Source organism: Herminiimonas sp. Marseille-P9896 (assembly GCF_903993245.1).
Taxonomy (GTDB): Bacteria; Pseudomonadota; Gammaproteobacteria; order Burkholderiales; family Burkholderiaceae_D; genus Oxalicibacterium; species Oxalicibacterium contaminans.
On record NZ_CAJEVT010000001.1, the window covers coordinates 1,073,985 to 1,087,177 of the forward strand.

Annotated in this window: 3 protein-coding genes; all 3 read left to right on the plus strand. The window is 53.8% G+C overall.

Annotation, left to right across the window (positions count from 1 at the left end; genetic code table 11):
- The first annotated feature begins 98 nt into the window (after positions 1 to 98).
- Positions 99 to 1,802 carry a methyl-accepting chemotaxis protein gene (locus H7U06_RS05220; protein ID WP_175625101.1) on the plus strand — a complete coding sequence of 568 codons (1,704 nt, stop codon included), beginning with the start codon at positions 99 to 101 and terminating at the stop codon, positions 1,800 to 1,802.
- 598 nt (positions 1,803 to 2,400) lie between these two features.
- Positions 2,401 to 8,997, plus strand: a complete 6,597-nt coding sequence (locus tag H7U06_RS05225) for an SdrD B-like domain-containing protein (protein WP_175625102.1) — start codon at positions 2,401 to 2,403, stop codon at positions 8,995 to 8,997.
- Positions 8,994 to 13,124 carry an OmpA family protein gene (locus tag H7U06_RS05230; RefSeq protein ID WP_175625103.1) on the plus strand — a complete coding sequence of 1,377 codons (4,131 nt, stop codon included), beginning with the start codon at positions 8,994 to 8,996 and terminating at the stop codon, positions 13,122 to 13,124. Before H7U06_RS05225 ends, H7U06_RS05230 begins: the two co-directional genes overlap by 4 nt.
- Positions 13,125 to 13,193: the final 69 nt, after the last annotated feature.

Here is a 13,193-nt window from a genome sequence, read left to right on the forward strand (position 1 = left end):
CTATGCGATGACATCAAGTTCGCCAGCTGGCCTGGCAACTTGATGTTTTTTCGTGAACCTCCTTTTGCAAATATCCTTTCTTCACTTTGAGTATAAAAATGAAAATAACTAATCTGAAAATTGGCGTACGTCTGGGACTGGCGTTCGCTGTGATACTGGCACTGATGGCATCCATGATCGTGATCGGTGTCTGGCGTTTGCAGGAGGTCGCACAGGCTACTGTGCATATGGAGGAGGCCGCTACCAAGGAGCGGCTGACACATCAATGGTATCTGGGCAATATCGCGAATGCAGTACGTACCGCAGCACGTGTGCGTAGCAATGATGCGGAAGTACAGAAGCAATTCCAGACCGAAATGGAAGCACAAAGCCTGGAAATCACCAAGCTGCAAAACCAGATCGTTGAGTTGATCCATAGCGACGAAGGCAAGAAGCTGATGAGCGTCGTCGGTGAGAAGCGTACAGCTTACATGGATGTCCGCAAGGATGTGTTCAAACTCAAGGCGGAAGGCAATCCTGCAGCTGAAGCCGCAGCAAAAAAACTGATAGAAACAAAAATGGATCCGGCGCTGCTTTCCTACAATCAGTCAGTACAGGCTGTCGTGGAGTTTCAGCAAACGATTTTCCTGAAAGCCAAAGCCGAGGTCGATGAGCTGTATGCATCCGGCCGCACGGTCCTGATTGCTTTGGGCACCATGGCTTTAATATTGAGCGCGATACTGGCGTGGCTGTTGTCACGCAGCATTACACGCCCGCTCGATTACGCGGTGTCGGTTGCGCGTACCGTGGCCTCCGGTGATCTGCGTAACAAAATCCAGTCCAACTCCAACGATGAAACCGGCCAACTCTTGTATGCCTTGCGCGACATGAATGATGGGCTGGTGAAAAGCGTGAGCCAGGTGCGCACAGGTATCGATACGATAGCGACCGCTTCCAGTCAGATCGCTGCCGGTAATCTGGATCTGTCCAGCCGCACCGAAGAACAGGCCAGCTCATTGGAAGAAACAGCATCTTCGATGGAAGAACTGACTTCTACCGTCAAACAGAATGCTGACAACGCACGTCAGGCAAATCAACTCGCCGTATCTGCGTCGGGAGTCGCAGAAAAAGGCGGTGCGGTTGTATCACGCGTGGTCGATACGATGGAAGACATCAATGCATCGGCGAAAAAAATCGTCGACATCATCGGTGTCATCGATGGCATCGCTTTCCAGACCAACATCCTCGCACTCAATGCGGCCGTTGAAGCAGCACGTGCTGGCGAGCAAGGTCGCGGCTTCGCGGTGGTGGCGAGTGAAGTGCGCAACCTGGCGCAACGTTCCGCGGCTGCTGCGAAGGAAATCAAAACCCTCATCGGTGATTCGGTCGATAAAGTGGAGCTCGGCAGCAAGCTGGTTGAAGAAGCTGGCGTGACCATGGATGAAGTGGTGCAGAGTGTACGTCACGTCACTGACATCATGTCTGAGATCATGGCGGCGAGCCAGGAGCAAAGCGCCGGTATTGAGCAGGTCAATCAGGCGATCGGTCAGATGGATCAGGTCACCCAACAGAATGCAGCATTGGTAGAAGAAGCTGCGGCTGCGGCGGAGTCGCTTAATGAGCAAGCAGCGAAACTGGCTGAAGCAGTCAGTGTATTTAAGCTGGAAGGTTCGGCTGTGACGGCAGCACCAGTGAGAAAAACAGCAAAGGTACAGGTCGTTCCTACACATGGTGATGCTGCGAATCGCGCGATCTCGGCTCCAGCGCCGAAGAAAATTGCGAACGGTGCTAGCAGCGGTGCCGACGATTGGGAAGAGTTCTGATCTTCACTGTTGTAAAAAAACGAAGCCGGGTTTAGACCCGGCTTTTTTTATGCGTGGTGTTTGCAAGTGCAAATTTTGTAAACGATGTGTTGGATATTTCAAACGGATTGTGAAATTGAGACGCGCCTATGTCGTCTAGTTTGCAAACGTTTACTCAACAAAAAAATCATAAATTATTTCCATGTGGAAATAATTTACGCGTGTATGTGCGTCGTATCGATAAGGCGATAACGCGCTAACTAATTGTTTTTCTTGTGAGAATTTATTTCTTATCAAAAATATTCACACACGACTCTTCTCGCATTTTTTCCTTCCTCTTCGCTCTCCTTAGTTCCGCGCGTCTCAGCATTTGTCAGCATTTCCATCGCGAAACTTATTAACCTCGCGCAGCATTTCTTCAGCGAGTTTTCTTCTGTCAACACCGCGTCAACAGGACATCTTCCGCAATTCGTTTGCAAATGTTGACGATCGTTTACGTGCGATTCCTCCGCCTGAAATTTATATTCCGTTCGGAAATTTATTGCGCTGGATCAATTTTTTAGCAGTCGATCGATGTGCTCCCGGTTTTAAAAATTTTTGAAAAGTAGATAGGTCTGCCATGTCGCGTCCCACAATTTTTGCCAAATCGTCTTTCGCATCCATGCTCCGGTCAGTGCCTCTGGCTCTGGCGATGGGCTTGTTGCCTATGTCTGCATTTGCTGCATTGACTGCATCGGTGACGACGCCGGACCCGTCTTCTTTTTATCCGGGCGAGGTGCGTACCCTGCGCATTACTTTGTCGAACAATGCGACGGTGCCTGTCAATAACACCGCGTTTGACAATCTGTTGCCCGGTACTTTGCCGAACGGTTTGAAAATAGCCGGTACTCCGGTTTCTACATGCGGCGGAACCATGACTACCTCGGTTGGTACGCAGCAGATCAAGCTGGATGGTGGCGTAGTTCCAGCTGCAACGACAAGCCCTGCGGTAGACGGCTCTTGTACTATCGATATTCCTGTTACTGCGGGAACTTCGAACGGTGCCGCTGCTAGCTACGATTATCAATTGGGTAGTGGTGCGGTAACCGGTACAGAGAACGGCGTTAATGTGGCGAATAGCGGTCAGGTAACCCAGACCTTTGGTGTACGAGCGCTTGCACAGCCGGAAATTAACAAGTCATTTGCAAATTCGAACCTGGTACTTGGTGGTGCGCCGACCGCGTTGACTGTTACCGTCAGCAATACGAATCCGGTTGCTATCGACAGTTTTAACATTGCTGATGCATTCCCTCAATTGGGTGGTAGCAGCATCATCAAGGTCGCTACTCCTCTGGTTGCAAATGCTACCTGTACCGGTGGCGGTCCCGCTCCGACTATCACTGCAGTTGCAGGTGCCACGACCGTAAGTGGTAGTGGTACTTTGCCCGCGAGCGGAAGTTGTACCTTCACAGTCAACGTTGAAGCGAACCAGACCAATGGTGCATATTCGACCGGAGCGCAAACCAACCGCATCAATCGATCCACGGGCTTCACCAACAGCGTGGGTATACCCGCATCTGCCGATGCAACTGCAAATGTCACCGTCCTTTCGCCGCTCAAGGTGTCAAAGGCATTTTCTGCGGCATCGTTATCCAGTGGAGAAAACGGTAGCTTCACGATCACGCTGACGAATGAAGGCGACACACCGCTTAACATCAGCAATTTTGTAGATAGTCCTATTGATGGAGTGGGTGGAGCAGACGGAACCAAAGGTCTGTTGGTAACTGGCGCCACCAGCACATGTGGTGCTGTACCGACCACTACTGCGGTAGGATTTTCTTTGGCAGGTGGCACCATACCTGCGAAAGTCGGTAATACAGCTGGAACTTGTACCGTCACCGTGAACTTTACCGGTCGTGTGCAAACTACTGGTGTTCCGGTTACTTATACCAATGCATTGTCGGAAGGCGCGGTCAATGTCGGTAACCCGGCGATACGTAGTCAACCGGCATCCTCCTCCATCCTGGTGGCGGATGATTTGCGTGTTTTGAAAACCTCTACACCTACCTCGGTGGCACCGGGTAACCCGATCCGCTATGAGGTTGAAGTACAAAACTACGGTGCAGGTGCGATCAACAACGTCAGCATTACTGACACCTTCACCAATGGCCAGACATTTCTGACCGGCACCATCAACGGAGTAAATTACTCGCCGACAGTGACTGGCGCAGGTTGCGGCGCGGTGAGCACGTCGTCGCCAGTCGGCGCAACATCACCAGTGGTTAACCTGACGACGGTTCCTGGTCGCAGCACCATTAACGCACCTGGTTCTTGTAAGGTCAGTTTCTGGGCGATGACTTCGCTGACTACCAATACCTCGACTGCTAACGTTATTAATTCAGGTGGCGTCTGTTACAACAATGGTGCAGGTCAGGTTTGTAACGGCGGTGGTTCGAATACGACACCGCCTAATCCAACTGCTCCGGTACTTTCTGTAAGCAAGGCATTTGCAGAATCAGCGCCTGGCGTCAGCACTTTTGCCGAAGGCACCATCGTCCGCATGACGATCAGGCTGAACAATAAATCGGTAAATCCGCTGACCAGCGTAACCATCTCCGATACTTTGCCAGCGGCAACTGCGGGTGGTGGTCTACTGCGTGTCGCAACGCCATCGAATGCCGCCAGCACCTGCGGTGCGCCGACCATCACTGCAACACCAAATTCAACTTCGGTCAGCATGAATGGCGCAACCGTTCCGGCTCGTGCAGGCAACGGGACAGGCGCGGATGGTACTTGCGTATTGCAAGTGGACGTAGTGGGGCCTGCTGGTGTGTACAACAATATTGCAACGGTAGGCGGCAATGAAACCCTGGCAGATAACCAGACGCGCTCGCTGACGCCGCTGGCGACGAATCAGGCGACCGTGACCTATACCTCGGCGCTGACTGCAAATAAAAGCTTTAATCCGGCCAGTGTAGCTTCTGGTGGCAAATCGACTGTTACCGTGCAGCTGCTGAATTCGAGCACTCTGCCACTGACCAACGTGGCCGTGACGGATCCATTGCCGACCGGGATGGTTTTGGCGAATCCGACCAACGCATATTCGACTTGTGCAGGTACACCTGTCATTACCGGCGCAGCTGGAGCGAACTCGATTTCGCTGGCTGGAGCCAGCATCAACGGCGGCGGAAGTTGCTCGCTGCTGTTTGATGTCATCGCAACGGGTAACACGAACTGGCTTAACAGCATTCCAGCCAACAACATCACCGCCGACGGTGGCGTACGCAATGTAAGTTCGGTCGATGCGCCCCTGATACGTAATGCGCCAACCAACCTGACCATTTTGAAATCGACGAATCCATCTTCGTTGACCTTTCCGGGCCAGGTCAGTCAATTGACGATTGATATCAATAGCGGTACCCAAGGCGTTACCAATATGGGTGTCACCGATTACTTCACGACTGACGGTACTGCTGGTGCACCGGAAAATGGCTGGGTTATCACTGCCAGTCCTATGGCGAGCACGACTTGCCCGGGGGGGAATGTGGTTGCCGTGCCCGGCTCGCGCTCGGTCAGCCTGAGCATTGCAACATTGGCGGCGAACACGACTTGCTCGGTCAAGGTTAATGTGACTTCAACCGTGGCAGCGGGTGTGACCAACATCATCCCGGCAGGTGCCTTGCATACTGACCAAGGCCTGACAAACAGCGCTCCTGCATCGACCAGTCTGGCGACCAGCAGCAACGTAGGTATCGTCAAGCAGTTCACACCGAATGTAGTCAAGCCAGGTGAGCGTTCGCGTTTGCGTATTTCCTTCTTCAATCCTACGGCACAGGTCGGCACCAACCTTGCGGTAAGCGATACTTTGCCGGCTGGTGTAACCATACCTGCTGATGGTGGTAACCCGACGACGACATGTACCGGCGCAACAGTGACCTCTTCCGGTGGCAACATCGTACAAGTAAGCGGCGGGACCATTCCTGCTGCCAATGGTTTGGTGCCTGCCAGCTGCTACGCGGAAATCGATGTGCTGGTTGCAGCGGCAGGCGACTACGTTAATACGATTCCGGCTGGTGCCTTGTCCGTCACCATCGGTGGTGCCACAACCAATAACACAACGCCGACCAGCGATACCTTGCTCGCGAAATCACCATTGACGGTGCACAAGGCTTTCAGCTTGCTTACGCTGGACGCAGGTAACCCTGTAGGTTTTACGACAGGTGTTGATAACAAGGCTCCGGGCGGGGTTGCAGTACTGACCCTGCGTTTTGACAATAGCAATGCCACCAGCCTGACGGGTGTCAACGTAACGGATGCCTTGCCTGCAGGCCTGGTTGTTGCACCTACACCAGGTGCAAGTACTACCTGTACGGGTGGTGCAGTGACTGCGGATCCATCGGGAACCAGTGTGCGACTGAGCGGCGCGTCGATTCCAGCGACGAGTTCTTGTACTGTCACGGTTAACGTATTAAGCAACGTCTCCGGTACATATACCAATATGATTCCGGCAGGTGCTGTCACGACCAACGAAGGTGTATCGAATGAAGCTCCGACGCGTGCAGAACTGATCGTCTCGACACCACCGACCGTTAGCAAGCAGTTTTCTCCTGCAGTGATTCCACCGAACGGCGTATCGCGCCTGAGCATCGTCATTACCAATGACAATGCGACGACGATGACCCTGACGTCCAATTTTGACGACGTACTGCCGGTCGCTCCTGGTCAGATCAGCTTGACGGCGGCGCCTGGCATAACGACCACTTGCGGCGGCACGGTCGATGCAGTGCCGAATGCAGTCAGTGTACGTTTGCGTAGCGGCGGTACCATCCCGCCAGGCGGCTGTTCGATCGATGTCAATGTGACCGGATTTGCTGCTGGTGTACATACCAACAATATCCCGGCCGGTGCCTTGCAAACCAATCTGGGTAATAACCAACAACCTGCGAATGCACCGCTGACTATCAGCACACGTGGCTATATTTCGGGCAAGGTATTCAAGGACAACAAGCTGGTTCCTAACGGTGTATTTACCAGTGGTACCGACACCCCGATTGCTAACTCGCCAATTGAATTGCGCAGCGGCCCGACTTGCAGCGGCCCATTGCTTGCAACCGCGACGACCGATTCACTAGGTAACTATATATTTGCCGACCTGGGTGCGGCCACCTATTCGGTGTGCCAACCTACGCAACCACCAGGAACACTGAATGGCACGACCACTGCGGGCACGATAGTGAACGTAGCTGGCAGCACAGGTACACCAGGCACAGCCTCTAACCCAAGCACGACCAGCAGCCAGATCGCGAATGTCGTACTGGGTGATAACGGCGCGGGTGAAATTTCGGGTTCGATTAATAACAACTTTGCCGAGATCGCTGCATCCACGATTTCCGGTAAGGTATTCAAGGATAACAATCCTGTAGCAAACGGTACGTTTGAAAGCGGTCTGGACGCGCCGCTGCCGGGTGTCACCATCCAGTTGCTGAATGCAGCGAACACCGTTATCGCTACAACGGTGACGGATGCTGACGGTAATTATAGTTTCAGTGGCCTGTTACCAGGTACCTACTCGGTCCTGCAACCCAACCAGCCTGCTGGTACCGGTAATGGCATTACGACTGCGGGTACGGTACCTAATGGCGGTACGCCAGGCACTGCTACGCCACAATCGGTGACACCGAGCCGTATCAGCAATATAGTCCTGCCACCGAATACTTCTACGCTGAATAACAACTTTGCAGAAGTAGGATACGGCGGTGCAACCGGTGTGGTCTACGACGCAATTACGCGTCAACCAGTTTCTGGAGCGAAGGTCACTATTCACGGTCCTGGAGGATTCCTCGCCTCAAGAGACGTGGTCGGCGGTACTGCATCGTCAACGACCGGCGCGGACGGCCTCTATCAATTCTTGCTGACTTCAGATGCGCCTCCAGGTATGTATACCTTGGTCGTGGAGACCTACCCTGCGGGCTATGTGCCATCGCCATCGACGATGCTGCCTACATGTAGCAATACATTGTTGGTTTCGCCTACGCCAGATCCGGCGTTGGTACAAAGTAACGTCGGTGCGCCAGCGTTGGCTGTAACCAAACAAAATCCTGCCACTTGCCCGGCCACTACCAGCACTTTGGGTTCTGGCTCGACGCAATACTACACAACCTTCAACCTTTCGAATACGCCAGGTCCTACCAGGTCGGCCAATGTCGGGAATAACCATATCCCGTTAGACCCAGTCTTGGGTGGTGCGATCGTGATGACGAAGAGCACGCCATTGGTCAACGTGGTACGTGGTGACCTGGTGCCTTACACCATCACTGCTACCAACACATTGGCGGCAACCCTGACGGGTATCAATGTCGTCGACGTGATACCAGCTGGTTTCCGTTATCGTACCGGTTCCGCTTCGCTGAACGGTGTGCCAACCGAGCCTGTAGTTAGCGGCCGCAGCCTGAGCTGGCCGAACCAGACCTTCACAGCGGGTGAGCGTAAAACACTGCGCATGATGTTGGTCGTCGGTACCGGCGTCGCCGAAGGTGAATTCGTTAACCGAGTCTCTTCGATTAACAACATCACTAATACGCAAGTCTCGAACATTGCGTCGGCTACCGTGCGTGTGGTGCCAGATCCGACCTTTGATTGCTCGGACATCATCGGCAAAGTTTTTGATGACAAGAACGCCAATGGTTATCAGGACCAGGGCGAACCAGGTATTGCCAACGTGCGTATCGCGACTGCCCGTGGCTTGCTGGTGACCAGCGATCAGGAAGGACGTTTCCACGTTGCTTGCGCGGCTATTCCGAATGCGGATCGCGGTTCCAACTTCGTCATGAAAGTGGATGAACGCACCTTGCCGTCCGGTTATCGCCTGACCACAGAGAACCCGCGCGACGTTCGTGTCACCCGCGGCAAGATGGTCAAACTCAATTTTGGTGCAAGCGTACATCGCGTAGTGCGACTGGAACTCTCCAGTGCTGCATTCGTAGGTGAGGGCACAGAACTGCAAGCACCTTATATCTCGGAGCTGGATAAATTGCCTGAGCAACTGCAATCACGTCCTACGGTTCTGCGCATTGCATACCGTCAGGGTAAGGAATCGAAAGACCTCGCCAAGAAACGCATCGCTGCCGTCAGTGATCGTGTACAGCGAATGTGGAAGGAGAAGCGCAAGAAAGGGCATGAGGAAAGCGAGCCACTTGTTCCGCTGATGATAGAAACAGAATTGGAGGGCGCGCAATGATGCTCCGACCACACACCATCGCATTGGCGATCAGCATGTTGTTTGCAGGTCCATCTACCTGGGCGGATACAGAAATACATGGCAAGCGTATTGATAACGGACGTATCGATTTGCATTCGATACCGCGCCCTGCAGAAGTACAACCGGCGATTGCTTATCCTATGCCGTCCGGCGTGACACGCGCTGAAGCGACCGAGATGCGTAATCGTGCAGCGCAAGTACCAGCTGCACCTGCAGACCTGAGCAAGGCGTTGCAGGAAGCCAAGGGCTTGAGCCTGTTCGTATCCGGTAAAGCTGACCTGACACCGTCCGCCAAGGAGTCGCTGGATGCATTGATAGCCGAGATCCACGCACGTAAAGGTGTGATCGCCGGTATGCGTATCGCGATCGTCGGCCATACCGATAATCAACGTCTGTCACCGAATGCCAAACGTATCTTTACCGACAACCAGGGCTTGTCTGAAGCACGTGCGTTGACGGTAGCCGCCTACCTGAAGCAGGCATTAAAAAATCCTGCGATCACCTACTCGATAGATGGTAAGGGCGAAAGCCAGCCGCTCGCAACGAATGCGACGCCGGAAGGCATGGCGAAGAATCGCCGTGTGGCCTTGCAGGTCTGGTTTGATATGGCAGCACCGTTAGTTGCCTTGCCTAAGCCTGCACCTTGCTCCCCGCAAGCGATGTCGCAGATGATAGATGCGCCATTCCGTATCACTATCGACGGCGTACCGTTCCAGGGTAATGATGCGAATGAGGCGGATGGACAGCGTTGTACCGACGTTGCGCTCGAGCGTGCAGATATCCAGGTGCGCTACGACAGCCTGGCAATTGCACCGACCATGAATATCTGGGCAACGCCAAATGCAGCTGTCAAAGGCCAGCAAGTCGAATTCCGTGCCTGGTCCAACTATATTCCATGGCTGAAGAAGGCCGAGTTGCGTTTGTTCAAAGCAGGACAAAAGACACAAGAGCAACCATTGGAAGTGTTGCCAGTTTCGTGGACCGGTGTGACGAACTGGACTGCACCTGTGGTCGCGGATGACCAAGTCTTTTATCTGTTGCGCGTGTATGACGAACAAGGCCGTTTCGATGAAACCAGTCTGAAGTCGCTGAATCTGTTGAATCGCGCGATGCCTGCGAATGAAGATCAGGACAAGATAGAACGTGAACGCCTGACCGGTTACGGTGAAAACAGCCTGGCACTGCGCAACATCCCGGTAACCGGCGGCACGATTACCGTCAATGGCACCCATATGCAGCCAGGTCAGCGCGTTGCTGCACTCGGACTGGATTTGCCGGTGGATGCGAATGGCAAGTTTGCGATGAAGCAAATTATGCCAGCGGGGCCACAGTCGGTCGAAGTCACCGTGACAGAAGCAGATGGCCGTGCGAACAGCTTCCGTCGCAATCTGAACATTGCAGCTGATGACTGGTTCTATCTGGCGCTCGGTGATTTGACGGTAGGACAGAACAAGACATCCGGTCCGATAAAATTGGTGACGGGTGATAACGGAGATCACTACGACAATAAAGTCTACGTCGATGGTCGTGCCGCGTTCTACCTGAAAGGCAAGATCAAGGGCGAGTACCTGCTGACTGCATCGGCGGATACGCGCGAAGGTCCGTTCAAGGATTTGTTCTCGAACTTCTCCAGCAAGGATCCTAAATACCTGTTGCGCAGCATAGATCCAAACCTGTATTACCCGGTCTATGGCGATGACAGCACCACGGTTGATGATGCGCCGACACAAGGCAAGTTCTATGTGAAATTGCAAAAAGGCGACTCGCATGCGTTGTGGGGTAACTTCAAAACTACCTGGTCGGGTACGGAGTTGATGCAGTACTCGCGTGGCCTGTACGGTGCGCAACTGCGTCACCGTTCGGAGGATGCAACCACCTATGGTGAAAAGCAAACGCAGGTCGATGCCTTCCTCGCAGATCCGGGGACCTTGTCGTCGCGTGAAGAGTTCCGTGGTACCGGTGGCTCGTTGTACTACCTGCGTCACCTGGATATCACCCAGGGTTCGGAGCGGGTGTGGGTAGAGGTACGCGACAAGGATTCCGGCATGGTGATCGAACGTCGTGAGCTGGCACCAGCACAGGACTATGAGATCAACTACCTGCAAGGTCGCATCTTGCTGCAATCGCCATTGTCTTCGACTGGTGGCAGCGCCAGCCTGATCATGACTTCGGCGGTGAGTGGTAATCCGGTTTATCTGGTAACGACCTATGAGTACGCACCGGGTGTGACAGCCATTAACAATCTGTCGACCGGTTTCCGTGGCAGCCAATGGCTGAACGATCACGTACAACTGGGTATCAGCAGCTACCATCAGGGTGAAGACGGCACTAGCCAGACTCTGAAAGGAGTCGATGGTACTTTCCGCTACAAGCCGGGTACCTGGGTCAAATTCGAAGTAGCACAATCGAAGGGGCCGGGCAGTGGTTCGCAAACTTCGCTGGATGGCGGTTTTGGTTTCAACAGCCTGAATCCCGGTACCAACCAGACGGCTGGTGCGCAGCGTGTGGAAGCGGCGGTCGACCTGGCAGAAGTCACGGACGATATGAAAGGCAAGTTCTCCGCCTATGCGCAGAACCGTGAACGTGGTTACTCTGCACCAGGCCAGATCGGTGTCAGTGGTGAAGCGATCCGGCAAACCGGCGTGAACGCTGACGTCGAGATCGTGCAGGGTACACGCTTGCTGGTCAAAGCAGATCAACGTAACGGTGATCTGCAGGATAGCCAGAACCTCGAAGTCGCAGTACGCCAAACCATCAATCCTGAATGGGATGTGGCAGTCGGTACGCGTATGGACGACCGCAGCAAGGTGGTTGCCAATGCCAGCCCATTGTTGTCGCAAGTCGGGTCACGTACCGATGCACAAGTACGCGTCGGCTACAAACCGGAGCGCAAGGATGGCAAGCCGGGTGAGAAGGATGACTGGGAAGCCTACGGTTTCGTGCAGGCGACACTGGATCACGATGCCACACGCGATGCAAATAATCGCGTCGGTGTCGGTGGCTCGCTGCAAGTTAGTGAGCGCGTCAAGTTGCTGGCCGAAGTATCAGATGGCAGCATGGGTATAGGCGGTAAGGTGGGTGCTGATTATCGTGTCTCGGATCGCAGCAATGCCTACCTGACCTATGCGATGGAAACAGAAAGTCCGGATATCGCGTGGCGCGGTCGTCAAGGAACTTTGGTTTCCGGTGCCAGCACCCGTGTATCGGATCAGTTGCGTGTCTTCGGTGAAGGACGTGCATCCAACGGTGCAGGTCCGCAAAGCCTGACCCAAGCCTTCGGTATGGACTGGGCGCCGAATGATCGCTGGAACTGGGGCGCCAAAGCTGAATACGGTACGGTCTCCGATCCGTTGGCGGGCGATCTTGAACGTCGCGCGCTGGGCGGTTCGGTCGGCTATAAAAAGGATGGCCTTAAATACGGCGGTAGCCTGGAATGGCGCAAGGACAGCGGTAATGTGTCCGGTGAGCGCACAACCTGGCTGATGCGCAATACCCTGGGTTATCAGGTTGATCCAGCCTGGCGCATCCTGAGCAAATTCAATGTGTCACGCTCGCGCAATAACCAGGGTGCATTCATCGATGGTAACTATCGTGAATTCGTGTTGGCCAGTGCTTACCGTCCGGTCGATAACGATCGCTGGAATACCTTGTTCAAGTACACCAACCTGAACAATGTACCTACCAATGGTCAATTGACGCCGTCCGGTTTGAATGCGGATTACGCACAACGTAGCCAGGTGTTTGCAGTTGATACGATTTACGACTTGCTGCCGTGGTTGTCGGTTGGTGGTAAGTACGCTTTCCGTATCGGTGAACTGAAGACCCCGGTGGCCGGTGGCGAATGGTTCTCCAGCCGCGCGGATCTGTGGGTGCTGCGCGCTGACATACATTTCGTCAAAGAGTGGGATGCACTGGTTGAATTCCGCAATCTGCGTGCGACGGAAGCGAAAGATGCGAAGGCAGGTGCATTAGTTGGTCTGTATCGCCACTTCGACAAAGGCATCAAAGCGGGTGTCGGCTATAACTTCACCAACTACTCGGATGATTTGACGGACCTGTCGTATCGCGCTCGTGGCTTCTTTGTGAACGTGTTGGCGACTTACTGATAGAAAACGCAGGCGGAAGGCAAAATATTGCCTTCCGGAATGTGTTGACGGCTGTTTCTGTATAATGCG